This window comes from Nocardia sp. NPDC047654 (genome assembly GCF_043205035.1).
In the GTDB taxonomy this organism is placed as follows: domain Bacteria; phylum Actinomycetota; class Actinomycetes; order Mycobacteriales; family Mycobacteriaceae; genus Nocardia.
In genome coordinates, this window is record NZ_JBIDDF010000021.1 from 47,308 (window position 1) to 70,501 (window position 23,194).

The 23,194-nt window shown below is 68.9% G+C and carries 20 protein-coding genes; 14 read left to right on the top strand and 6 right to left on the bottom strand.

The features are described 5' to 3' along the window. Nucleotides 1–119: 119 nt before the first annotated feature. From ACGF7Y_RS33020 to ACGF7Y_RS33030, 3 genes are all read left to right on the top strand, one after another. The gene (locus ACGF7Y_RS33020) at nucleotides 120–737 is read left to right on the top strand and encodes a CHAP domain-containing protein (RefSeq protein WP_393240809.1); all 618 of its coding nucleotides are present in this window, start codon (nucleotides 120–122) and stop codon (nucleotides 735–737) included. A gap of 230 nt (nucleotides 738–967) precedes the next feature. Then, a complete protein-coding gene (locus tag ACGF7Y_RS33025) occupies nucleotides 968–2,095 on the top strand; it encodes a hypothetical protein (protein ID WP_393240812.1) in 1,128 nt (375 codons plus the stop codon). Between the two features lie 176 nt (nucleotides 2,096–2,271). Beyond that, a complete protein-coding gene (locus ACGF7Y_RS33030; RefSeq protein WP_393240815.1) occupies nucleotides 2,272–2,985 on the top strand; it encodes a DUF1906 domain-containing protein in 714 nt (237 codons plus the stop codon). 15 nt (nucleotides 2,986–3,000) lie between these two features. Here ACGF7Y_RS33030 and ACGF7Y_RS33035 read toward each other — a convergent pair whose 3' ends face one another. Next, a complete protein-coding gene (locus ACGF7Y_RS33035) occupies nucleotides 3,001–3,360 on the bottom strand; it encodes a hypothetical protein (RefSeq protein WP_062974541.1) in 360 nt (119 codons plus the stop codon). Nucleotides 3,361–3,489: 129 nt separating this feature from the next. Next, nucleotides 3,490–4,290, bottom strand: a complete 801-nt coding sequence (locus tag ACGF7Y_RS33040) for a hypothetical protein (RefSeq protein WP_393240818.1) — start codon at nucleotides 4,288–4,290, stop codon at nucleotides 3,490–3,492. A 252-nt stretch (nucleotides 4,291–4,542) separates the two neighbouring features. On the opposite strand from ACGF7Y_RS33040, the gene ACGF7Y_RS33045 reads away from it, so the two are divergent. Then, nucleotides 4,543–5,841, top strand: a complete 1,299-nt coding sequence (locus ACGF7Y_RS33045) for a mannosyltransferase (RefSeq protein ID WP_393240928.1) — start codon at nucleotides 4,543–4,545, stop codon at nucleotides 5,839–5,841. 110 nt (nucleotides 5,842–5,951) lie between these two features. Here ACGF7Y_RS33045 and ACGF7Y_RS33050 read toward each other — a convergent pair whose 3' ends face one another. Together ACGF7Y_RS33050 and ACGF7Y_RS33055 are read right to left on the bottom strand one after the other, a co-directional pair. Further along, entirely contained in the window at nucleotides 5,952–6,239 is a 288-nt protein-coding gene (locus ACGF7Y_RS33050; protein ID WP_393240821.1) for a 4a-hydroxytetrahydrobiopterin dehydratase, read from the bottom strand. A gap of 51 nt (nucleotides 6,240–6,290) precedes the next feature. Next, complete coding sequence (locus ACGF7Y_RS33055; RefSeq protein ID WP_085994939.1) at nucleotides 6,291–6,467, bottom strand: hypothetical protein; 177 nt, start codon at nucleotides 6,465–6,467, stop codon at nucleotides 6,291–6,293. 233 nt (nucleotides 6,468–6,700) lie between these two features. Between ACGF7Y_RS33055 and typA the strand changes: the two genes are divergently transcribed. The 6 genes from typA to ACGF7Y_RS33085 all read left to right on the top strand — a co-directional run bounded on the left by typA (nucleotide 6,701) and on the right by ACGF7Y_RS33085 (nucleotide 14,359). Continuing rightward, on the top strand, nucleotides 6,701–8,599 hold the full coding sequence (gene typA / locus ACGF7Y_RS33060) for a translational GTPase TypA (RefSeq protein ID WP_393240824.1): 1,899 nt from the start codon (nucleotides 6,701–6,703) through the stop codon (nucleotides 8,597–8,599). Nucleotides 8,600–9,542: 943 nt separating this feature from the next. After that, nucleotides 9,543–11,270, top strand: a complete 1,728-nt coding sequence (locus ACGF7Y_RS33065) for an ABC transporter family substrate-binding protein (protein WP_393240827.1) — start codon at nucleotides 9,543–9,545, stop codon at nucleotides 11,268–11,270. Further along, nucleotides 11,267–12,151, top strand: a complete 885-nt coding sequence (mshB, locus tag ACGF7Y_RS33070) for an N-acetyl-1-D-myo-inositol-2-amino-2-deoxy-alpha-D-glucopyranoside deacetylase (RefSeq protein WP_393240830.1) — start codon at nucleotides 11,267–11,269, stop codon at nucleotides 12,149–12,151. The genes ACGF7Y_RS33065 and mshB overlap by 4 nt, the downstream gene beginning before the upstream one ends. Nucleotides 12,152–12,260: 109 nt before the next feature. Next, nucleotides 12,261–13,730, top strand: a complete 1,470-nt coding sequence (locus tag ACGF7Y_RS33075) for an amino acid permease (RefSeq protein WP_393240833.1) — start codon at nucleotides 12,261–12,263, stop codon at nucleotides 13,728–13,730. Between the two features lie 36 nt (nucleotides 13,731–13,766). Beyond that, nucleotides 13,767–13,925 carry a hypothetical protein gene (locus ACGF7Y_RS33080; RefSeq protein ID WP_168434053.1) on the top strand — a complete coding sequence of 53 codons (159 nt, stop codon included), beginning with the start codon at nucleotides 13,767–13,769 and terminating at the stop codon, nucleotides 13,923–13,925. After that, nucleotides 13,922–14,359 (top strand): hypothetical protein, encoded by a 438-nt coding sequence (locus tag ACGF7Y_RS33085; RefSeq protein ID WP_393240836.1) that lies wholly within the window; start codon nucleotides 13,922–13,924, stop codon nucleotides 14,357–14,359. Before ACGF7Y_RS33080 ends, ACGF7Y_RS33085 begins: the two co-directional genes overlap by 4 nt. 99 nt (nucleotides 14,360–14,458) lie before the next feature. On the opposite strand, the gene ACGF7Y_RS33090 is transcribed toward ACGF7Y_RS33085, so the two are convergent. Both ACGF7Y_RS33090 and ACGF7Y_RS33095 read right to left on the bottom strand, forming a co-directional pair. Beyond that, complete coding sequence (locus ACGF7Y_RS33090; protein WP_393240839.1) at nucleotides 14,459–16,066, bottom strand: PH domain-containing protein; 1,608 nt, start codon at nucleotides 16,064–16,066, stop codon at nucleotides 14,459–14,461. Beyond that, complete coding sequence (locus ACGF7Y_RS33095; RefSeq protein WP_393240842.1) at nucleotides 16,063–16,560, bottom strand: PH domain-containing protein; 498 nt, start codon at nucleotides 16,558–16,560, stop codon at nucleotides 16,063–16,065. The genes ACGF7Y_RS33090 and ACGF7Y_RS33095 overlap by 4 nt, the downstream gene beginning before the upstream one ends. A 510-nt stretch (nucleotides 16,561–17,070) precedes the next feature. Between ACGF7Y_RS33095 and ACGF7Y_RS33100 the strand changes: the two genes are divergently transcribed. From ACGF7Y_RS33100 to pruA, 4 genes are all read left to right on the top strand, one after another. Beyond that, entirely contained in the window at nucleotides 17,071–19,671 is a 2,601-nt protein-coding gene (locus tag ACGF7Y_RS33100) for a bifunctional FO biosynthesis protein CofGH (protein ID WP_393240845.1), read from the top strand. A 319-nt stretch (nucleotides 19,672–19,990) separates the two neighbouring features. Further along, nucleotides 19,991–20,314: a ferredoxin gene (fdxA, locus tag ACGF7Y_RS33105; RefSeq protein ID WP_014987978.1), complete on the top strand. Its 324-nt coding sequence runs from the start codon at nucleotides 19,991–19,993 to the stop codon at nucleotides 20,312–20,314. Next, nucleotides 20,311–21,432, top strand: a complete 1,122-nt coding sequence (gene dapC / locus ACGF7Y_RS33110) for a succinyldiaminopimelate transaminase (RefSeq protein ID WP_393240849.1) — start codon at nucleotides 20,311–20,313, stop codon at nucleotides 21,430–21,432. Before fdxA ends, dapC begins: the two co-directional genes overlap by 4 nt. Before the next feature lie 122 nt (nucleotides 21,433–21,554). Then, complete coding sequence (gene pruA, locus ACGF7Y_RS33115) at nucleotides 21,555–23,189, top strand: L-glutamate gamma-semialdehyde dehydrogenase (RefSeq protein ID WP_393240852.1); 1,635 nt, start codon at nucleotides 21,555–21,557, stop codon at nucleotides 23,187–23,189. The last annotated feature ends 5 nt before the right edge of the window (nucleotides 23,190–23,194 follow it).

Sequence of the window (23,194 nt, forward strand, 5' to 3'; positions counted from 1 at the left end):
ATTTCGGCTCGTAACGGAGTTGCCTCCGGCTCGGTCACGAAAACCGGACGGATGGCGCCGGGAACCGTCGCGCACCCTCGCGCGTCGAATTCCATAGGCTCGACAACAGCATCACACGAATGAACGGGGGAGCGATGGCACAGCGGCCAGGATGGCGATCAGGGCGGTGGATCGCGCTCGCACTGGTGGTGCTCGGTGTAGTCGGCGCCGGAATCACCGGGGCCCTCTGGTGGCAGGACCGCGCCGACCGCCGAGCGGTCGTGGGCGAGCGTCTCACCGAGTTCCCCGCGCTGGACCGTTCGGCGCTCGACGCCACCCAGGCCGGAATCGTCGCGGTCGCCGAGCGCGAGTTCGCCGATCCGGGCGCGGGCACGAAATACGCGGAAGGCGTCGAGGAGGCGTGGTGCGCCGATTTCGTCAGCTGGGTGCTGCGCGAGGCCGGTGTGGCGCTGGCCAACCCCAATTCGGGCTCCTGGCGGATTCCGGGTGTCTACACGTTGCAGGAGTACTACGAGAGCGTCGGCCGGTTCGTCCCGATCGGCTCGGACTATCGACCGCGGACCGGTGACGTGCTGTTGTACCGGGAGTCCAGTCCGTTCGGGCAACACACGAACATCGTGCTGCGGGCCGATGGCGGGCAGGTGACCACGATCGGTGGCAACGAGTACGGCGGGATCCGGATCCATCGCTTCACGCTGGACGACGTGACGGGAGTGGTCGGTCTCGGGCGATTGTGAAGATCACTCCCGCGGAGCGGAATCTGTCCGATATGCGGGTGAAACGGCGTGCCGGATGGTCTTACGATGGAGACGGCGGCGCCCGGCAGCGCCGCCGCCGGTCCCCGCCCTGCTTCCCCCTCATCGGCAGGACGGGGATCCCGGGCTGAACAGCGCGTTCCGGGGCGGGACAAGATCGGTCGCGTACCGTGTCGGGTGTCCATCGAGAGGTGAGGGTTCCGGAACTACTGATGCATCCGACCGACGAATCGAGTAGTGCGCCAGCCTGGATCGACTACGCCGAGTTCGGCGAGCGTTTCGTCACGCACGCCGTGAACGCCGCTCGCATCGAGTCCGCCATCTCCGGTATGACGGGCCGCGGCTTGACCATCGGGCCGGTCTCGATCGGCCCGGCCGGACTCGCGGGTTTCGTCGCCGAGGGCAAGGTCGGCGCCCCGCGCGTCCTGCACAGCGGTCCCTCGGTGACCTTCGCCGTGACCGTCCCGGTGTCGCTCACGCTCAAAGTGCTGCTCGGTGGCCGGAAACTGCGGCTGGAGGCCAGGGTCGAGATCGATCTGACGCTGCACGCGCGCACCGCCGAGCCCGTCCTCATCGTCATCGACATTCCGCCGATCACCCAGCGTGACATCAGCTTCGTCCTGCGCGCCCAGGCGGTGGAGTCGGCGTGGGAATGGCTGCTCGACCCCATCGCGGGGGTGGTGCAGCGGGAGGTCGCGTCCCGGGTGAACGCCATGCTGGCCGATCCGCAGACCCGCCGGAACCTGGTGTTCGACGTCGAGGCCATGGTGGCCGGTAAACGCTCGCCGCACCGGGACCGGATCGCGTTCGACTGGATCGGTTACGACGAGTTCGGGCACCGGTTCTTCTCCCGCATCGTGACGCGCGAACGGGTGTCCGACGTGGTCGAACGGTTGGCGGGCCGGCCGATCGAAGTCGGGCCGCTGCGGGCGGGGCCGCGCGCCAGTGCCGTCGTGACCGTCCGGGGAGCGGTCCGCATGCCGCGGCTGGCGGACCGGTCGGCGGATCCGGTCGCGTTCGACCTGACGCTGCCGGTAAGCCTGGACATCACGGTGGACGTGCTGAAAGCAAATCGCTATCGCGCCGACGTCGAGGTGCCGTTGGCGCTCACCGCCCGCGCCGCCGACCCCTTGCGCGTGGTGATCGACGTGCCGCCGCCGAACCCCGCCGACATCCGGATGGAGTTCGCCGCGCAAGGCGCAAGGGCGGCCGCCCTCGGTGTGCTCGCCGGGATAAGAAAACAGGTCGTCGCACAGGTGGCGGCGGTGATCCGCAGAGAACTGGCCGATCCCGCGATGCGCACCATCGACGTGGCCGCGCGGATCGACGGCGTCGCCTGACCCGATCACCTGCGGCCAGTGTGGCGAATGTGAAACGTGTTTCTCCTGGGTCTAGCGGTTCTAATGTGAATGTGGTGAAATGAGTTCACGTTCGAGGCTCCCGGCGCACGGTGATTTGGGGAAGGTGCGCCGGGCACGCTGCTCTTCCAGGTCGGGGTTGCGCGAAGGAGTCGACGATGCGTTCCATTCCGGTGTCCCGGCGTGATCTGTTCGCCTTCGCGGCCGCGGCGGCCGTGGCCGGCGTCACCGCGGCGGCAGTACCCGCCGCCGCGCGGCCCTCGCTCGGCACCCTGATCGATTACGCGGGTGGCGTCCCCTCGGCCGCGGCGATCCGCGACGCCGGACATGTCGGCGTGATCCGTTACGTGTCCGACCGCAGGCCGGGCGCGGAGTGGATGGCGGGAAAACCGCTGCGATCCGCCGAAGTCGATGATCTCAAGGCGGCTGGTCTGCAGATCGTCTCGTGCTATCAGTTCGGCAAGGGGCCGACCGCGGACTGGCGCGGCGGGCTGGAGGCGGGCAAGCGGCACGCCGAGCGCGGGCTCGCGTTGCACCGCGCCGCCGGTGGTCCGGACAACGTGCCCATCTACGCGTCCATCGACGACAACCCCTCCCCGGTCGACTTCGCCACCATGATCGCGCCGTACCTGCTGGGCTGGCAGGCCGTGCTCGGTAAGGAGAACACCGGCGTCTACGCGAACACCCCGACCATCGAGCTGGCCCGCACCGCCGGATTGGGCGCCTGGTACTGGCAGCACAACTGGGGCACACCCAAAGGCTTCGTGCACCCGGCCGCCCACCTGCACCAGTTCGAGATCGACAAGCAGTCCATCGACGGGGTGGGGATCGACGTGAACAACGTGCTCACACCCGAGTACGGGCAGTGGTGAAGCGACCGAGCGCCGCTACGTCTGGCAGTGGCTTATCGGGGTGACGCGCAGGTCGGGTTCGTCGTCCGGGACGACGCGCAGGGTGGGGCGGCTGTCCGGGGCTTCGTGGTTGCCGAGCCAGGAGAACAGCGACCACCGGGACAGGCCGGAGAACGCGGAACCGAGGCTGGCGAACGAGAACGAGGAGATCGCCGAGCCGACCGAGCCCACCGACCCGATCGACAGCACCGAACCCACGCTGCCGATGGACAGGACCGAGTAGGCCGACCCGATGGACAGGATCGACCCCTCCGAGCGGAAAGACAGGATCGAGCGATGCGAGCGTCTGCTGCGGATCGAATGTGCCGTGCGTATCGAATGATCGATGGTCGCCATACTTAGCGGTCTACCACAGTCCGGACGGCTCGTGGGGCGGCGCGGCGGATCCGTTCGAGGTTGTCGCGGGCTTCCCCGGAACGACCGCGGGCGGCGACCCCGATGGAGTCGCCGCCCTCGATCGAAAGCTCAGCCTACGGTGAAGAATCCGAGCGTCGGCAGGAACGAGCAGGTCCGCGCCTCGTCGTCACCGGACTTGGTGGTCAGCGAGCCGGAGACGACCGCGACGACGCGGCCGAAGCCCGTGTCGGCGATCGCCGACAGCGTAGCGGGGCCGTCCGGGTTGATCTTGGCCTCGTCGGTCAGCGGCAGGACGCCGGACTGACGGGTGTCCAGGTTCAGCCACTGCACCGTCATCGGCGGATTCTGCACCGGCGTCGGCGACTTGGTGCCGAGCGCGGTGAAGACGAACCCGGTCTGGCCGGCGCTCGGGCCGGGCGGCGGCAGCGTGGCCGGGCCGGGGACGGCCAGGGCGGTGCCCACCGAGTCGGCGCTCGGGCCGATGCAGCCCTTGCCGATGGTCGGGTACAGGAACTGCGCGATCGCCGGGCCGTCCTGCGGCACCTCGGGACCACCGCCGCCGCTGCCGTCCAGGAAGGTGATGATCCGTTCCAGTGTCGACTTGATCTGCGGCGGCAGGTTCAAGGTGGCCAGCAGCTTGCGCGCCTGGTCCAGGATGGCCGACTGTGGGCCGGCGATCCCGCCGGGGGCGGCGATATCCGCCGGGCCCGCGACGGCGCCGACGATTGCTGGGGCGAGCGCGGCCAGCGCATCCACCGGAACACCTTCGGGAACCATGGGAACGCTGTTCGTGAGCGCCGCCGGGGCGGTCGCGGGGGCCGCGATTGCTGTCGTCGGCGCGGCGAGCGTGGCGCTCGCCGCGATGGCGAGCGCGGACAATGCGATCCGCGATCCTCGGGTGCGAAGCACTGGTCTGGCCGTCCTTACCTCGGGTACATCTGGGTTCGATTGCTAAAAGCCATCGTTTCGGGGGTCACTCTAGGGACATTGCGGCTATGTGTACAGCCGCGGCGTCCGGAAGGCGCCGTGGACGATCAGTGTTAGCAGAATATACCGCGCCCTGATGTTACTGGTGTGAAAGTTGATGCAAATGTTACCGGTGGTTCGAGGGTGGAACCGACCGGAAGCGCGCTGCGGTTAATCTAATCGGTGCCGTCCGCGCTGTCGCCAGAACATCCAAGTCCGGGCGTGCCGAACCGCCGCACCGCACTCGAGCCGAAAGCCAGCGATTTGAATCGTCACCTCCGATGGGCTTTGTCGGTGCTGGGCCTGTCCGTGCTGGCCCGGTTGCTCTGGATGCTGCTGTCTGCGAACGGGATGAACCTCGTCGACCTGCACGTCTACGTCGGTGGGTCGGCCGCGCTGCTGACCGATCAGCTCTACGACTTCACCTACGCGGAGAAGACCCCGGACTTCCCGTTGCCGTTCACCTATCCGCCGTTCGCGGCGCTGGTGTTCTTCCCGCTGCACTATCTGCCGTTCACCGTGGTCGCGGTGGCCTGGTTGCTGGCCATCGCCGCGGCGCTGTACGCGGTGGTGCACATCAGTCTCGAGCTGATCTTCGGTGCGCAGCGGCTGCGGACGCCGCAGTGGCGGGCCGCGACCGTCGGCTGGACCGCGCTGGGACTGTGGCTGGAACCGGTGCGAACCACGATGGACTACGGCCAGGTCAATGTGTTCCTGGTGCTGGGCGGGATGCTCGCGGTGCGCAGTTCGCGGTGGTGGATCTCCGGCGGACTGGTCGGGATCGTCGCGGGCATCAAGTTGACGCCCGCGATCACCGGCCTCTACTTCGTCGCGCGCGGGCGCTGGGCAACCGTGGTGTGGTCGGCGGTGGTCTTCGGCGCGACGGTGGGGCTGAGCTTCTTGATCGCACCCGCCGAGGCGCGCCGGTACTTCGGCACACTGCTCGGGGACGCCGACCGGATCGGCCCGGTGGGGTCGGTGTGGAATCAGTCGTTGCGCGGCACACTCAGCCGGATCCTCGGCTACGACGTGGAGTCCGGCCCGTGGTGGATCGCGGCCGTGCTCGTTGTCGCGGTGCTGGCGTTGCTGGCTTGGCGCGCGCTCGGCCAGGACGACCGGCTCGGCACGCTGATCGTGGTGCAACTGTTCGGGCTGATGGTCTCGCCGATCTCCTGGTCGCATCACTGGGTGTGGCTGTTGCCCGCGGTGCTCTGGCTGGTCTACGGGCCGCTGCGCCGGGCGCCCGGCGCGCGGATCCTGGCGGGGTACTGGCTGGTGACGATGTTGGTCGGGGTGCCGTGGGTGCTGTCGTTCTTCCAGGATTCGATCTGGACCATCTCGCGCCCGGGGGTGCTCGCCTGGCTCGGCGCCGTCGACGTTCTCGGCGTCGTGGTGTTCTACCTCTGGGTCATCCGCTTCGGGCCCCGGCACGCGCGATCGGGCGCGGACGAGGAAGCGCGCGTGACGGCAGAGGGTCCCGCGCGTACTACGTAGGCGCCACCGTCACGGTCATGCGCGGGCAGATCTCCGGGCTTGGTTCGTGGCCGACGCGACGACGGGCGACAGCTCCCGGTTTCGAGCGAAGCTTCCTGCTCGCTGCGAATTCAGCACAGCCGATCTATCTGGTGCGCCAGGGCGACGTCCAGCGCGGTGAGCCCGCCCGCGGAGTGGGTGGACAGGCTGAAGGTCACCTTGCGCCAGCGGATATCGATGTCCGGATGGTGGTCGGCTTCCTCCGCGACTTCGGCGACCCGGCGCACGAGGTCGATGCCCGCGGGAAAGGTGGGCGCCTCGACCGTGCGAACCAGTGCGTCCCCCGCTCTGGTCCAATCCGGCAGTTCGGTGAGGGCCTCGGCGATCTCGATATCGGAGAGCAGTGTCTGCTGGGCCATAACACTCCTTACTACTCGCCTCGGGCCGCCCCGGAAAGGTGGCGGCGATGGTCAGGCCGCGCGTGCCTGCTTGAGTGCCTTCTTCAGATCCTTGCCGGTGACTCCGGCCGCTTCGCACTTCTTCATCCGCATGATGACCACGGGGCACTTCAGGCAGCGCGTCTTCTTCCGACAGCACTTCTTCTTGGGTTTCAGGCTCGAAACCTTCTTTGCTTTGACCTTGCCCACGGGGGTTAGCGTACCCTAAGTACAAAGCCTGAAACGTTTGCGCGAACGGACTGCCGGTAGGGTGTAGCTGGCCGCTATGCCCGGTGAGTTTCGATTCTCCACCTGTCTGCAAGGAGCCCGGCGTGAGCGTCAGGACCCGGAGGCGGCAACCTGCGTAACCGCGCAGGGGTCCCGCTCTCGCAGGACACCGAGCACCATCGGCTCCCACACCGAAACAGCAGGAGGATTCAGGCGTGTCGTCTGCACGCGATTTTCGCAACGTCGCCATCGTGGCCCACGTCGACCACGGCAAGACGACCCTGGTCGACGCCATGCTGCGCCAGTCGGGCGCCTTCGCCGAGCGGGCCGAGCCCGTCGATCGAGTGATGGACTCCGGCGACCTGGAGCGCGAGAAGGGCATCACCATTCTCGCCAAGAACACGGCGGTGCACCGCCACCACCCGGACGGCTCGGTCACCGTCATCAATGTCATCGATACCCCCGGTCACGCCGACTTCGGTGGTGAGGTCGAGCGCGGCCTTTCCATGGTGGACGGTGTCGTGCTGCTGGTGGACGCCTCCGAGGGCCCGCTGCCGCAGACCCGGTTCGTGCTGCGCAAGGCGCTGGCCGCGTCGCTGCCGGTGATCCTGGTCGTGAACAAGACCGACCGCCCCGACGCCCGCATCGAGGAGGTCGTCGAGGAAAGTCACGACCTGCTGCTCGACTTGGCCTCCGACCTGGACGACGCCGCCGCCGAAGCCGCCGAGCTCGCGCTCGACCTTCCGGTGCTGTACGCCTCCGGGCGAGAGGGCAAGGCGTCCAAGGAACGTCCGGAGAACGGCAACGCCCCGGACGCGGAGAACCTCGACGCGCTGTTCGACGTGCTGCTGGAATACATTCCCGCGCCGAAGGGCGATCAGACCGCGCCGCTGCAGGCGCACGTCACCAACCTGGACGCCTCGGCCTTCCTCGGCCGTCTCGCGCTGGTCCGCGTCCACAACGGCGAACTGCGCAAGGGGCAGAACGTCGCGTGGATGCACGCCGACGGCGTCAAGCAGGTGAAGATCACCGAGCTGCTGCAGACGATCGGCGTTGAGCGTCAGCCGGGTGAGGTCGCAGTGGCGGGCGACATCGTCGCCATCGCGGGCATCCCGGAGATCATGATCGGCGACACCCTCGCCGACATCGACGATCCGGTCGCGCTGCCGCGCATCACCGTGGACGAGCCCGCCATCTCGGTCACCATCGGCACCAACACCTCGCCGCTGGTCGGCCGGGTGCAGGGCCACAAGCTGACCGCCCGCATGGTGAAGGCCCGCTTGGACCAGGAGCTGGTCGGCAACGTGTCGCTGCGCGTGCTCGACATCGGCCGCCCGGACGCCTGGGAGGTGCAGGGCCGCGGTGAGCTGGCGCTGGCCATCCTGGTCGAGACCATGCGCCGCGAGGGCTTCGAGCTGACCGTCGGCAAGCCGCAGGTGGTCACCAAGCAGGTCGACGGCAAGGTGCACGAGCCGTACGAAGAGCTGACCATCGACTGCCCCGACGAGTACCTCGGCGCGATCACCCAGTTGCTGGCCGCGCGCAAGGGCAAGATGGTGCAGATGAGCAACCACGCCGCGGGTTGGGTGCGGATGGAGTTCATCGTTCCCTCGCGTGGCCTGATCGGCTTCCGCACCGACTTCCTCACCGAGACCCGCGGCACCGGCATCGCCAACGCCGTGTCGCACGGCTACGCGCCGTGGGCCGGCGAGATCCGGGCCAGGCACACCGGCTCGCTGGTCTCCGACCGGTCGGGCACGGTGACGCCGTTCGCCATGATCCAGCTCGCCGACCGCGGGCAGTTCTTCGTGGAGCCGGGCGCGGACACCTACGAGGGGCACGTCGTCGGAGTCAACCCGCGCGCGGAGGATCTCGACATCAATGTCACCCGGGAGAAGAAGCTGACCAACATGCGCAGCTCGACCGCCGATGTGATCGAGACCCTGGCCAAGCCGCTGCAACTGGATCTCGAAGGCGCCATGGAGTTCTGCGCCGCCGACGAGTGCGTGGAGGTCACCCCGGAAGTGGTTCGGATCCGCAAGGTGATCCTCGGGCAGAACGAACGTGCGCGGGAACTGTCCCGGCGCAAAGCGCGGGACCGCGCGGCGCTGTAATCAGCTCCGATGGAACGGGATTCGGTGTCCGAGGGGATGCCGGATCCCGTTCCGGTCGGGTGCGCGAGCCGGAAGGCGTTCGCGCTGGAGGGCCGCGGATTCGACTCGCGTACGCCTGAAGATCGTCGGCAATTCATCCGTGATGCAATTCGGGGCGAGCGCGGGAATCGGAATATCCTCGATACGGCTTTGTGATGTGGTTTGCGGACCGGGACTGCTGCCGCATCTGCCTTCCGAAGGACGTCGATTACTTTTACGGTATTCTCGGCCAGTTCTCTGCGCTGTGAGGCCATGGAACGAAGTATTCGCGGCCTCCGTGCAGAGAATCGCCGACGGTGCACGTTTTCTGCGTGGGGAATTGGTGAGAATTCGGGACGAGAGTCGGATGTAGAACGCTTTGCGTCATCCAATGGAATGGGCAGACTTACGGCGCGTTATGATTCATCCCGACCTCACGCTTGTGGTCACCCGGGCGGTCGAGGAGATGCCCTTCCTCGGCGACCGGAGGCTTGACGTGCAGCTCTGGCAAGCATGCGCCTGGAGTGGGCGCGCCGGTTCATCGCTTCGCGTAGGCGGGTTTCTTCTCCCGGCCGACGTTTCGGTGCGATTGTTCATTTGCGCGAACGAGTGAAATTCGCTCGTGTTCTCACGAACATCGACGATCGGCAGGAGAATTATCGGAATGCGGCGCGCCGGTACAACGTCGGACATTGCTTCGTAGCGGGTACGCCGAATATTTGCCGAGGTTCGGTGCGGTATGGATGGGTCGTATCACCGGCGCTGGGACGCGCTCGCGTTTGCGCGTCCGCGGATATCCGATCGACCGCGTCGTTTCCCCGCTCGGCAGCAGGAATCCGGTAACGGCCTCGACCGTACGGTAGAGTTCCCGAGCGTGAAAGTGGGCGCAGGAAAACGCGCAGCGTGGCGCACGTTGTTGCCGGCCGTGGCAGTGCTGACCTTGATCAGCAGCTGTGCCGCGAATCCGCCGCCGCCCATCGAGAGCACCGACAGCCCGAAGACCACACCGGTCAAGCCCGCGGAGACGACCGTGGTCGTCGCCCTGGACACCATCGGTACCGCCTTCAATCCGCATCTGCGCTCGGACCAGTCCGCCGCCACTTCGGCGATCGCCTCCCTGGTGCTGCCGAGCCCGTTCCGGCCGGTACCCGATCCGGCGCGGCCCGGCGCGACGGCATGGGTGCCGGATTCGTCGTTGCTGGTCTCCGCCGAAGTGACCGCGCAGGAACCGTTCACGATCACCTACAAGCTGCGCAACGAGGCGTCCTGGTCGGACGGAGCGCCGATCGCGGCCGAGGACTTCCGCTACCTGTGGCAGGAGATGATCTCCGAACCGGGAGTCGTCGATCCGGCCGGATACCGCATGATCTCGGATGTGAACTCCTCGGCGGGTGGCAAGACGGTCACCGTCGTGATGGCGCAGCCCTACCCCGGCTGGCGCGAGTTGTTCACCGATCTGCTGCCGTCGCATCTGCTCAAGGACGCGCCCGGCGGGTTCGCCAGGGGGATGAACGGCCAGGTCAACGGGGTCCGAGTGTCCGGTGGCCCGTTCGGGATCCGCTCGGCGGACCCGGGCCGTGACGAGATGCTGCTGGAACGCAACGACCGCTTCTGGGGCACCCCGGCGATGCCGGGCCAGATCCTGCTGCGCCGCGGCGGGACGCCCGCGCAACTGGCGGGCTCGCTGCGCACCGGAGACATCCAGATGGCGCTCGTCCACGGCGGCGTGGCGACCCAGGCGCAGTTGGCGGCGATTCCCTCCGTGCGGACCGCGATCATGCCGCAGTCGCGGGTGCTGCAAATGGCGCTCAACGGGCGCAGAGGCGAACTGAGCGATCCCAGGGTCCGTTCGGGTGTGCTGGCGCTGCTCGACCCCGCTCTGCTGGCGACGGTCGGCGCCCAGACCGGCAACTGGGTGGAACCGGCTCGCGCGCAGGTGCTCGCGCCGTCCGATCCCGGCTACGCCCCGACCGCTCCGCCGCGTCCGTCGGCGGAGGAGGCGTTCGCGCTGCTCGCCGCCGCGGGTTACGGCCGGGCGCCGGAGCCGCCGCCCGCGATCTCCCCGACCTCGCCCGCCCCGCAGCCGCGCACCCTCGGCAAGGACGGCAAGCCGCTGGCCGTGCGCATCGGCGCGGTGGATCGGGACGCCACCGCCTTGGCCGTGGCCAACACCGCTGCCGACCAGCTGCGCAGCGCGGGCATCGATGCCACCGTGCGCAGCGTCGCCGCCGACGAGCTCTACGGCAAGGAACTGATCGAGGGAACGGTTGACGCGATCGTCGGCTGGGAAGTGGCCGGATCCGATCCGGCCACTGTGCTCGCGTCCCGCTACGGATGCCCGCCGCCCGCGCTGCCGGGGGTCACCGGCCCGGCGCAGGCCATCGCGGAGGCGGCGCAACGCGCGCCGAGCAACCTGTCCGGGATATGTGATCCGACGCTGCAACCCGCGATCGACGAGGCTCTGCGGGGCGGCGACGTGGGACGGGTGCTCGCCGAAGCGGAGCCCAAACTGTGGGCCATGGCGACGGTGCTGCCGATCGTGCAGGACAACGCCGTCGCGGCGTCCGGTCCCCGGCTGGACGGCGCCTCGCTCAGCGGCGCGATCCAGGTCGGCATCTTCGGCGACGCGTCCATGTGGCGCAGGATTCCGTGACCGCGGGGACGGGCGGGCTGCTGCTGGTGCACGCCCACCCGGACGACGAGTCCATCACCACCGGAGGCACGATCGCGCATTACCGCCGTCGCGGCGTGCCGGTCACCGTGCTCACCTGCACGCTCGGCGAGGAGGGCGAGGTGATCGGTGACGAGTGGGCGCTGCTCGCCGCGCAGCACGCCGACCAGCTCGGCGGCTATCGCATCCTCGAGCTGACCCGTGCGCTGGCAGCGTTGAACGCGGGGCCGCCGCGCTTCCTCGGCGGCGCGGGACGCTGGCGCGACTCCGGAATGGCGGGCACGCCCGCCGCGCACAAGCCCCGGGTATTCGTGCGCTCCGGGGACGAAGCGGTGCGGGCCCTCACCGACGCGGTGCTCGAACTACGGCCGCGCGTCGTGGTCGGCTACGACCCGAACGGCGGCTACGGCCACCCGGACCACATCCGAGCACACGAGATCACCACGGCCGCTGTTCAGGTGGCGGCGGGCGAGGGCTGGGACACTCCGAAGTACTACTGGACCGTCACCGACGCCGACATGCTGCGCCTGCACACCGCCGCGCTGGCCCGGCGCACGGCCGCGGGCCTGCCCGGCGCGCTGCCACCCGGTTGGCGGCTGCCCGCCGAAGGCGAGCTCGCGAGCGTGCCCAGTGACGCGGTGACCACCACGATCGACGTGTCCGACGTGCTGACGGCCAAGCGCGCCGCGCTGCGGGCACACGCCACCCAGGTCACCGTCGCGCCGTCCGGCCGGGAATTCGCCCTGTCGAACAAGATCGCCCAGCCGGTTCTGCCCGAAGAGCACTTCATCCTGGTGCGAGGGCGGCGTGGTCCGCTCGGGCCGGACGGGCGGGAGCACGATCTGTTCGCCGGACTGGAGTGACCGGACCTCCGCCGATGTTGTCGCCCGAGGGTTGCCATCCAGCGGTGCCCGCGCGGCGGGTACCGTTCGGCGTGATCTCGGGACATCGAAATGGAGGAACCGGCGTTTCATGACCGCGCGCGGCGACGAAGCTCACCTCAGCATCGAGGACCATGGGTACCACAAGAGTCTGAAGCCGCGGCAGCTGCAGATGATCGCGATCGGCGGCGCCATCGGCACCGGCCTGTTCCTCGGCGCAGGCGGACGACTGGCCAGCGCCGGCCCCGGATTGTTCCTGGTCTACGGCGTGTGCGGGTTCTTCGCGTTCCTGATCCTGCGCGCGCTCGGTGAACTCGTCCTGCACCGGCCCTCCTCGGGGTCGTTCGTCTCCTACGCGCGCGAGTTCTTCGGCGAGAAGGCCGCCTTCGTCGCGGGCTGGATGTACTTCCTGAACTGGTCGATGACCGGCATCGCCGACACCACCGCGATAGCGCAGTACTTCCACTACTGGTCCGGGTTCTCCGCCGTCCCGCAGTGGGTTCTCGCGCTGGTCGCGCTGGTCCTCGTGCTGAGCGTCAACCTGATCTCGGTGAAGTGGTTCGGCGAGATGGAATTCTGGGCCGCGCTGGTCAAGGTGTTCGCGCTCAGCGCGTTCCTGATCGTCGGCACGATCTTCCTGCTCGGTCGCTTCACCGTGCGTGGTGAAGCGACCGGCCCGAGCGTGGTCGCCGATCACGGCGGCCTGTTCCCGACCGGCATCATGCCGCTGGTCGTAGTGGTGTCCGGTGTCGTCTTCGCCTACGCCGCAGTCGAATTGGTCGGCACAGCGGCGGGTGAGACGGAGCACCCGGAGAAGATCATGCCGCGGGCGATCAATTCGGTGATCGCCCGGATCGCCGTCTTCTACGTCGGTTCGCTGGTGCTGCTCGGGTTGTTGCTGCCGTACACGCGGTACACCGCCGATGAGAGCCCCTTCGTAACGTTCTTCACCATGCTCGGCGTCCCCGGGATCGGCAGCGTGATGAATCTCGTGGTGCTCACCGCGGCGTTCTCCAGCTTGAACGCCGGCCTGTACTCGACCGGCCGCATCCTGCGCTCGATGTCGATGAACGGCAGCGCGCCGAAATTCACCGGGGTGATGGGCGGCAACGGCGTCCCCTACGGCGGCATCCTGCTCACCAGCCTGATCGCGCTGGTCGGTATCGCGCTCAACGGCATCGTCCCGAATCGGGCGTTCGAGATCGTGCTGAACATGGCGTCGCTGGGCATCGTCGCCTCGTGGGCCACCATCGTGCTGTGCCAGCTGCAATTGTGGCGCTGGTCCACTCAGGGACGCATCGAGCGGCCCGCGTTCCGCATGTTCGGCGCGCCCTACACCGGCCTGCTCACGCTGGTGTTCCTGTTCTTCGTCGTCGTGCTCACCGGGTTCGACTATCCGGTGGGAACCTGGACCGTCGCGACCCTCGCCCTGATCGTCCCGGCGCTCATCGTCGGCTGGTTTGCCGCGCGTAAGCGGGTACTGGCCATCGCGGCGGAGCGTGGCGGTCCGACCGGCGAGTTCCCGGTGGTCGCCGCGCTGCCTGCCGACCGGGAGAACTGATCATGCATCTCGTAGCGCCGGAATAGACTCGGCAGTATGTACAACTGGGAGCTGCAGAACGCGATCGCGGCGTTCGTCGAAAGCATGCGGCCGCATTGGCCCGAACAGCACGACATGTATATGACGGTGCTGTACGCGTTCGCCGATATGCAGAGCCACCTGTTGACCCTCCTCGGCTACCCGCCGGTGCCGTGACGACGAAGCTCGATGACCACGCGGGCGATCGGGCTCCTGTGGCAGCTGCGGATGCCCGCCGTCCCATGGGCGTCGTCGGCTCGGTGATCCTGGTGCTCCTGGTCCTGAACGCCCTGCTCACCCTGGCGCTCGAGGCGCTGTACCTGCCGACCTACCTGGGCTCCGTCGCCTTCCCGGCGTCCGCCGTGGTGGCGGGGGTGGTGAACGTCCTGCTCGTCGCGGGCGCGCGATCGGTCACCCGGCGGCCCGCCGTGCTGGGTCTTCCGGTGGTGGCCTGGGCGTTCGGCTTCCTAATCTGCGCGAGCGCCGGTCCGGGCGGTGACATTCTGCTGGGCGGTGATTGGCGGACGGCGCTGTTGCTGTTCGGCGGGCTGCTGCCGCCGCTGGGGTACCTCTACATCCAGGCGAACGCGAGCCTCTTCCGTCGTCACTGATCTCGGCGGCCGGACCGCCGAGGTCGCGTTGCCGGCGTATGTGCCGCAGGCCTCCGATGCCGCGGCTCGGCAACCGATCAGCGGCACCCGCCCGGTGGGTCAGCGCGCACCCGGTAGCCCCGGTGTGACCGCTTCGATGAGACCCCACGCCTCGTCGGTGGGCAGGTCGACCACCGCGTAGCGCTTCTTACCCGCCGCGGTGGCCGCGACCACCGTGGCGACTCCCGCACGCCGCTGGAAGAAGGTCCGGCGCACGGTCCAGCCGATCACGCCGGGGGCCTCCAGACAGTCGCGGTCCCGGTCCAGCGACCCGGCCCGGGTGATCAGCCAGGTCGGGCCTGCGGCCGTGCGGGGCAGTACCGCGTGGCCGAGGCCGCGATAGCGGTCCTCCGCGAGCGCGAGCGCGATCGGTAGCGCGAGGCCGGGCACCAGCCACCACCACGGTGAATAGTGCTCTCCAGCAAGGGAAAAAGAGACCGATATCGCGGCGATCAGAACGACCGGCGCGAGCGCGCGAGTATATCTGCGGCGCCGCGCGGCGGGTCCATGGGCGATAAGCGGAGCGCTGCCCGGCTCCGGGGCGGTGTGCGAGGCCGATGCCCCCGCGCCGGTGGGCCTCGCGTCCGGACGGAGCGGAATGGCGTTGTCGTGCACCTGCTCCGGGGCCAGGAGACGGCCGAGGGTGTGTTCGACGGCCTCGCGCGGGGCCTGCGGCAGGATCTTCTGGCGCGGGTTCTCGCCGGTCATGATCGCTTCGAGTTCGGCGCCGCCCGCAAGGCGCAGCAACAAGGGTTCGTTGACCGTCGCCCCGCGCAGCCGCGCCCGGTCGAGCGTGATCTGACGGGTGGTGAACAGGCCGTGGCGCAGCTGCAAGGTCTTGCCGTCGTCGCGCACGCGCAGTCCGAAATAAGTGGTCAGATAGTGCGCGCACGCGGCAGCGCTGACCACGAGGACGATGGCGCACAGCAGCGCCCCCGCGGCGAGCGCGAGGACGAGCACGCCGCCGTCTTCCACGTCGTGTACCGCGTCCGACCGGAACACGATCTCGCCGAGCCCGTACTGCAGCGCGAAGCCGACGATCGGGGCGATGATCGCGAACCCGGTCAGCGACAGCGGGGCGTAGCGCACCCACGCCGGGCTCCAGTGCCCGATCTCGCGCGCCCGCGTGCGCGGGGCGGCGAAGCCACCGGATTCGTTCTGCCCCGGCTCTTTCCGGTCCTCGGACTGCTCCGCCCGCGCGGCCGTGTGGGCGAGCAGCGCGGCCCGCAACGGCGGCACGACCCGCGTGGCCAGGGCGTCGAGCTTGAACTGCTCACCCGATTCGGCCTGCTGGCCGGTGCCGATCGCCAGCACCGCGAGTCCGAGAGCCCGGTGCAGCAGGTCGGCTTCGATGTCCACCGAGCGGATGCGTGAGCGCGGCACCGACAGCTTCTTGCGTTGCAGCAGGCCGGTGCGCAGCTCGACGTGCGTCGGCCCGACCCGATACGTCGTGGTGAACCAGCGGGTCAGCGCGAATCCGACGATCAGCACGATCGGAATGATGCTCCACACGTGGTTGCCGCTGCTGGTGCCGAGGATCACCGAACCGATCAGCACCGGGATGAACTTCACCACCTCGGTGATCGGGTGGACCAGCAGCATCCGCTTGTCCAGCCGCTGCCACGGCTGTTCGGCCTGCGCGGCGTCCACCGCCGGTGCGCCACTCATGTCGCGTCCCCGCGATGCTGGGCGGCGATCCTGGTCAGCCGCGTCACGGTTTCCTCGGCGACCGGGAGATCGAGCGCGCTGATCTGGACCGCCCCCGCGGAGGACGCGGTGGTCACGGTGACCGTCGCCAGTCCGAGCAGGCGCTCGAGCGGCCCGCGTTCGGTGTCGACGGTCTGGACGCGCGAGATCGGCGCGACCCGGCTCTCCTGGTTGAGCCAGCCGACCCGGGTGTAGACCGCCTCGTCGGTGACCTCCCAGCGGTGCACGGCGTAGCGCCACCACGGGGCCACGCCGATGTTCAGCACGGCAGGCACGAGCGCGACCAGGAAGAAGCCGAGCTGCCATCCACGATGCGCGGAGTCGAGCAGCGACCACACCAGCAGAGCCGCGAACGGAATCACCCAGCCCAGCGCGGCATGCGCGGTCCACAGGAGCCTCGCCTTGGGACTGGGGCGCCAGGCCGGCTCGGCCATGATCGTGCGCGGCTGCGACATGCTGCCAATGTTTGCACGACCAGGTGTGCGCTGTCGCCGGCGAGCGCCGGCGGCGCCGAGCGGGCAGGCGGGTGGGCGCGGGGACTGCGCAATGCCCATGGCTGCACGAATTCTTCTGTGCCGCAGAGAATGCAGCGGCGGATCACATACGTGAGGCGCGGTCGTCCTCACGCGTTGTCGCCGCAGGCGCGGCGTCGGTGTTGCCGCGACAGCGGTGGTCGTTCCCGGCGCGGCGCCGACGTGGGTGCTCTCCGAGGAGTTCACGCGCGCCCGTCCTTCACTGCGAAGGCCGCGTCTGGCGGAACGACCCGAAGCCACCGTCGAAGGGTGAACGCGAGTCCTGTGCCGGGCAGTGCCCTGGAATAGCCTCGGGCACCCCGCAGTTGTCAACGCTCAACGGCGCTCCACGTCTCCGCGTGGGTGCCGTGGCGGGTGGAGCCGTAGCCCCGGGTGGCTTGTCCGCTCCGCCGCAACCAGCACTGGAGGGAGACAGTTCCGGATGTGTAGCGCATGATCGAGGGCGTGACCGACCTACCGAACCCGAGCGTCCCGTCCGCGCCGCCCAGTCCATCGGCCATGCGCCGGGCGCTGCGCAGGGCCCGCGACGGTGTCACGTTGAACGTGGACGAGGCCGCCGTGCTGCTGCACGCCACCGGCGACGACCTGGCCGACCTCTGTCGCAGCGCCGCGCGGGTGCGCGACGCCGGGCTGGCGTCGGCCGGGCGTCCGAAGACGATCAGCTATTCCCGCAACGTCTTCATCCCGCTGACCCGCCTGTGCCGGGACAAGTGCCACTACTGCACCTTCGTCACGGTGCCCGGCAAGCTGCGCGCCGAGGGCAAGGGCATGTTCCTCGAACCCGACGAGGTGCTCGACATCGCCCGCCGAGGTGCGGCGCTGGGCTGCAAGGAGGCGCTGTTCACGCTGGGTGACCGTCCCGAGGATCGCTGGCCGGAGGCCGCGCAGTGGCTGGACGAACGCGGCTACGACTCCACGCTGGACTACCTGCGCGCCGTGTCGATCATGGTGCTGGAGGAGACCGGCCTGCTGCCGCACCTGAACCCCGGCGTGATGTCGTGGGAGGAGATCGCGCGGCTCAAGCCGGTGGCGCAGTCCATGGGCATGATGCTGGAGACCACCTCCGCCCGGCTGTTCACCGAGAAGGGCAACTGCCATTACGGCAGCCCGGACAAGGACCCGGCCGTGCGGCTGCGGGCCATCACCGACGCGGGCCGGCTCTCGGTGCCCTACACCACCGGCATCCTGGTCGGCATCGGCGAGACGATGGCGGAGCGCGCCGAGTCGATCATGGCGATCCGCAAGCAGCACAAGGCTTTCGGTCATATCCAGGAAGTCATCATCCAGAATTTCCGCGCCAAGGACGACACCGCGATGCGGGACGTGCCGGACGCGGGCCTGGAGGAATTCCTCGCCACCATCGCCGTCACCCGCGTGCTGCTCGGGCCCGACGTGCCGGTGCAAGCGCCGCCGAACCTGGTGTCGCACGAGGAGTGCCGCGCGCTGATCGAGGCGGGCATCGACGACTGGGGCGGGGTCTCGCCTGTGACGCCCGACCATGTGAATCCGGAGCGGCCGTGGCCGAACCTGGACACGTTGCGGGAGATCACCGAGGCCGCGGGCTACGAGTTGGTCGAGCGGACCTCCGCGCACCCGAAGTACGTGCGCGCCGGCAATCCGTGGGTCGATCCGCGCATCGGCGCGCACGTCGCGGCGCTCACCGACCCGGCGACGGGGCTGGCGAAGCCGGACGCGATCCCGGTCGGCCTGCCCTGGCAGGAACCCGAGGAGTCGTGGGAATCGGCCGGGCGCGTCGACCTCAACACCGCCATCGACACCGAGGGCCGCAACACCGAGGCCCGCAGCGACGCGGCGCTCGGGCAGGACCTCGTCGGCGCTTTCGGCGACTGGGAAACCATTCGTGAACAGGCGCGCGACCTCGCCGTCAGCACGCCACAGCGGCTGGATTCCGACGTGCTCGCCGCGCTGCGCGCCGCCGAGCGCGATCCGGCCGGGCTCAGCGACGCCGAGTATCTCGCGCTGGCCACGGCGGACGGCGCCGACCTGGACGCGGTCGCCGCGCTGGCCGATCAGCTGCGCCGCGACACCGTCGGAGACGACGTCACCTACGTCGTGAACCGGAACATCAACTTCACGAACATCTGCTACACCGGGTGCCGGTTCTGCGCGTTCGCCCAGCGCAAGGGGGACGCGGACGCGTTCACGCTGAGCATGGACGAGGTCGCCGACCGGGCTTGGGAGGCGCATGTCGACGGCGCCACCGAGGTGTGTATGCAGGGCGGCATCGACCCAGACCTGCCGGTCACCGGGTACGCCGACCTGGTTCGGGCGGTCAAGCAGCGGGTGCCGTCGCTGCACGTGCATGCGTTCAGCCCGATGGAGATCGTGAACGGCGCCTCGCGCGGCGGTCAGAGCATCCGGGACTGGCTGGTCGCGCTGAAGGAAGCGGGCCTGGACACCATTCCGGGGACCGCCGCGGAGATCCTGGACGACGAGGTGCGCTGGGTGCTCACCAAGGGCAAACTGCCCACCTCGGCGTGGATCGAGGTGATCACCACGGCCCATCAGGTGGGCATCCGGTCCAGCTCGACCATGATGTACGGCCACGTGGACAATCCGAAGCACTGGGTCGGGCATCTGCGCGTGCTGCGCGGTATCCAGGACGAGACCGGCGGTTTCACCGAATTCGTGCTGCTGCCGTTCGTGCACCAGAGCGCGCCGCTGTACCTCGCGGGCGCCGCGCGGCCGGGGCCGACCAACCGGGACAACCGCGCCGCGCACGCGCTGGCCAGGATCATGCTGCACGGCCGGATCCACAACATCCAGACCAGCTGGGTCAAGCTCGGCACCACCGGCACCCGGGTGATGCTCAACAGCGGCGCCAACGATCTCGGCGGCACGTTGATGGAGGAGACCATCTCCCGAATGGCGGGCTCGCAGCACGGCTCGGCGAAGACCGTCGCCGAACTGGTGGAGATCGCCGCGGGCATCGGGCGACCGGCCAGGGAGCGGACGACCACCTACGGTGTGCCGGAACGCAAGGTGTCGGCATTGCCGCTGACGGTGGGATAGGGAATCGGCCGCGCTTCACGGGGACCGGTCTTCGGCGCACGGGTGTGGCCCGCCTTGTCGACGGGCCACCCCGAAGTCCCGCGAACGAGTGATTCGTCAGTACTTGGGTAACTCGCCGGAGACTCCGAAGCCGGAGCGGCCGTCGACACAGGACCTGAACGCAAATCCGGTGCCACCCGACCGGTACGGCCGGAAGACCCGCGTAGCGGGACATACCACCCGAAGTTAGGGCAGGCTGACCAGTAGTAACGTGGGGCGCCGGGATAGGGTTTCGCCGGGCGGACTATCCCGCAGGCGAGGACAGACTAGGAGAGCGGCAGTGCCGTACATCATCGCTGAACCGTGCGTTGACGTGAAGGACAAGGCATGCATCGAGGAATGCCCCGTGGACTGCATCTACGAGGGTGGCCGCATGCTGTACATCCATCCCGACGAGTGCGTGGACTGTGGTGCATGTGAGCCGGTGTGCCCGGTGGAGGCGATCTTCTACGAAGACGACACCCCGGACCAGTGGAGCGGATACGTGAACGCCAACGTCGATTTCTTCGATGAGCTGGGCTCGCCCGGCGGCGCCACCAAGGTCGGCAAGGTCGATTACGACCCGCCGTTCATCAAGGAACTGCCCCCGATGGCGAGTGAGTGAGACCTGACGTGTCGCCGCGTGGCCGGGTCAGCAGCCTGCTACCCGATTTTCCCTGGGACACCATCGCTTCGGTGAAGGTGCGGGCGGCTGCCCATCCAGGCGGGATCGTCGACCTGTCCGTCGGCACTCCGGTCGACCCGGTCGACCCGCTGATCCGGACCGCGCTGAACTCCGTCGCCGCCGTGCCCGGCTATCCCACCACGCACGGCACCCCCGAACTCCGTGCGGCCGCGGTCGACGCGCTGAAGCGGCGCTACGGGATCACCGGACTCGAGCCCGCGGCCGTGCTGCCCGCCATCGGCACCAAAGAGCTGATCGCGGGACTGCCCCGGCTGCTCGGCCTCGGCGCGGGCGACCTGGTCGTCATCCCGGAGGTCGCGTATCCCACCTACGAGGTGGGCGCGCTGCTGGCGGGCGCGCAGGTGCTGCGCGCCGATGGACTGACCCGGCTCGGCCCGCAGACGCCCGCGCTGATCTACGTGAACTCGCCGTCCAACCCGACCGGCCGGGTACTCGGCGTCGAGCATCTGCGCAAGGTGGTCGCCTTCGCCCGGGAACGCGGCGCGATCGTCGCCTCCGACGAGTGCTACCTGGGACTGACCTGGAAGGGCCGCGCCCTCTCCTTGCTCGACCCCGAGGTGTGCGACGGCGACCACACCAACCTGCTGGCCGTGCATTCGCTGTCGAAGACCTCCAACCTGGCCAGTTACCGCGCCGGGTTCGTGGCGGGCGATCCGGCGCTGGTCGCGGAGCTGCTCGAAGTGCGCAAGCACGCGGGCATGATGGTGCCGTTCCCGATCCAGGCCGCGATGACGGCCGCGCTCAGCGACGACGCGCACGAGGCGCGTCAGCGCGAGCGGTACCGCGCCCGCCGTGACGTCCTGCGAAAAGCGCTGGAGGCGGCGGGTTTCCGGATCGACCACTCCGAGGCGGGCCTGTATCTGTGGTCCACGCGCGGTGAGCCGTGCCGGACCACCTTGGACTGGCTCGCCGACCGCGGCATCCTCGCCGCGCCCGGCGACTTCTACGGTCCCGGCGCGAGCGAGCACGTGCGGATCGCGCTGACCGCGACCGACGAGCGGATCGCCGCGGCGGCCGAACGACTGGCCGCGGGCTGACGCCGGAAGCGTTTTCCTGCTCCGTGCGAGCGCAGCAATTTCGGTAGGGGCCGTTCTGATCCCGGGGTCATCCCGGTGTGTCGGCGTCCACGCGCGCCGGGCCAGGCGAGCTAGCCTGAGGTATGGACGCTGTCACGGTTGTCCCCACGCCCGCCAACGAGCCGGTGCACTCCTACGCGCCCGGTAGCCCCGAACGAGAGCTATTGCTCGGCAAACTCGCCGAGCTGTCCGCCGCGCCCGTCGACGTGCCGCTGGTGATCGGCGGCAAGCACCGCCCCGGCATCGGTGAACGGCACGACATCGTCGCACCGCACCGGCACCGGCAAGTGCTGGGGACCTACACCGACGTCATCAAGTCGGAAGCGCACGGAGCCATCGATGCCGCGATGGCGGCCGCCCCGGGGTGGCGGGCACTGCCCTTCGAGGACCGCGCCGCGGTGCTGCTGCGCGCCGCCGACCTGCTGGCCGGGCCGTGGCGGGAGACTCTCGCGGCGGCCACCATGCTCGGGCAGTCGAAATCGGCCCAGCAGGCCGAGATCGACGCCCCGTGTGAGCTGGTCGACTTCTGGCGTTTCAACGTCGCGTTCGCGCGCGACATCCTGGCGCAACAGCCCGGGTCCAGTGCCGGGGTGTGGAACCGGATGGACTATCGGCCGCTGGAAGGGTTCGTCTACGCCATCACGCCGTTCAACTTCACCGCGATCGCCGGGAACCTGCCGACCGCGCCCGCGCTGATGGGCAACACGGTGGTGTGGAAGCCCTCGCCGACGCAGACGTTGGCGGCGTTCCACACGATGCGGCTGTTGGAGGCGGCGGGCCTGCCGCCCGGCGTGATCAACATGGTCACCGGAAACGGCGTGCAGCTGTCGGAGGTGGCGCTGACCGATCCGCGGCTGGCTGGAATCCATTTCACCGGTTCCACCAGGACATTTCAATATCTGTGGCAGCAGGTGGGCGCGAATGTCGACCGCTATCACGGCTATCCGCGCTTGGTGGGGGAGACGGGTGGCAAGGACTTCATCGTCGCGCACTCCTCGGCCGACCCGGACGCGCTGCGCACCGCCCTGATTCGCGGAGCGTTCGAGTATCAGGGCCAGAAGTGCTCGGCGGCCTCGCGCGCCTACATCGCGCGGTCGGTCTGGCGCGCGATGGGCGACGAGTTCCTGCACGAGACCGAAGAGCTGAGCTACGGCGACGTCGCGGATCTGTCGAATTTCGGTGGGGCGTTGATCGATCGGCGCGCCTACGACAAGAACGTGACGGCCATCCGCCGCGCCGTGGAAGCGGGCATCGCCATCCCGGTCGGCGGAACCTACGACGACAGCGAAGGCTGGTTCGTCCGGCCCACCGTGTTCCTGGCGGACAACCCGCACGACGAATCGTTCGCCACCGAGTACTTCGGACCGATCCTGTCGGTGTACGTCTACGACGACACCGAACCCGGCGCCTACAGCGCGATACTCGCCGAAGTGGAGTCGGCGGCGCCCTACGCGCTCACCGGCGCGGTGTTCGCGCAGGACCGGTACGCGATCGAAGAGGCCGACGCCGCGCTGCGATTCGCGGCGGGCAACTTCTACGTCAACGACAAGCCCACGGGCGCGGTGGTGGGTCAGCAGCCGTTCGGCGGGGCGCGCGCCTCCGGCACCGACGACAAGGCGGGTTCGCCGTTGAACCTGCTGCGCTGGGTCGCGCCACGGACGATCAAGGAAACGTTCGTGCCTGCCGTGAATTACCGCTATCCGCACATGGGGAGCTGAGGCGC

Bases quoted from the DNA above. Each gene is read 5' to 3' on its own strand.
- ACGF7Y_RS33035 (WP_062974541.1), bottom strand. From the start codon at position 3,360: ATGGCGACCATCGATCATTCGATACGCACGGCACATTCGATCCGCAGC.
- ACGF7Y_RS33030 (WP_393240815.1), top strand. From the start codon at position 2,272: ATGCGTTCCATTCCGGTGTCCCGGCGTGATCTGTTCGCCTTCGCGGCC.
- ACGF7Y_RS33080 (WP_168434053.1), top strand. From the start codon at position 13,767: ATGTACAACTGGGAGCTGCAGAACGCGATCGCGGCGTTCGTCGAAAGC.
- ACGF7Y_RS33050 (WP_393240821.1), bottom strand. From the start codon at position 6,239: ATGGCCCAGCAGACACTGCTCTCCGATATCGAGATCGCCGAGGCCCTC.
- ACGF7Y_RS33095 (WP_393240842.1), bottom strand. From the start codon at position 16,560: ATGTCGCAGCCGCGCACGATCATGGCCGAGCCGGCCTGGCGCCCCAGT.
- ACGF7Y_RS33020 (WP_393240809.1), top strand. From the start codon at position 120: ATGAACGGGGGAGCGATGGCACAGCGGCCAGGATGGCGATCAGGGCGG.
- pruA (WP_393240852.1), top strand. From the start codon at position 21,555: ATGGACGCTGTCACGGTTGTCCCCACGCCCGCCAACGAGCCGGTGCAC.
- ACGF7Y_RS33025 (WP_393240812.1), top strand. From the start codon at position 968: ATGCATCCGACCGACGAATCGAGTAGTGCGCCAGCCTGGATCGACTAC.
- ACGF7Y_RS33100 (WP_393240845.1), top strand. From the start codon at position 17,071: ATGATCGAGGGCGTGACCGACCTACCGAACCCGAGCGTCCCGTCCGCG.
- ACGF7Y_RS33075 (WP_393240833.1), top strand. From the start codon at position 12,261: ATGACCGCGCGCGGCGACGAAGCTCACCTCAGCATCGAGGACCATGGG.
- ACGF7Y_RS33090 (WP_393240839.1), bottom strand. From the start codon at position 16,066: ATGAGTGGCGCACCGGCGGTGGACGCCGCGCAGGCCGAACAGCCGTGG.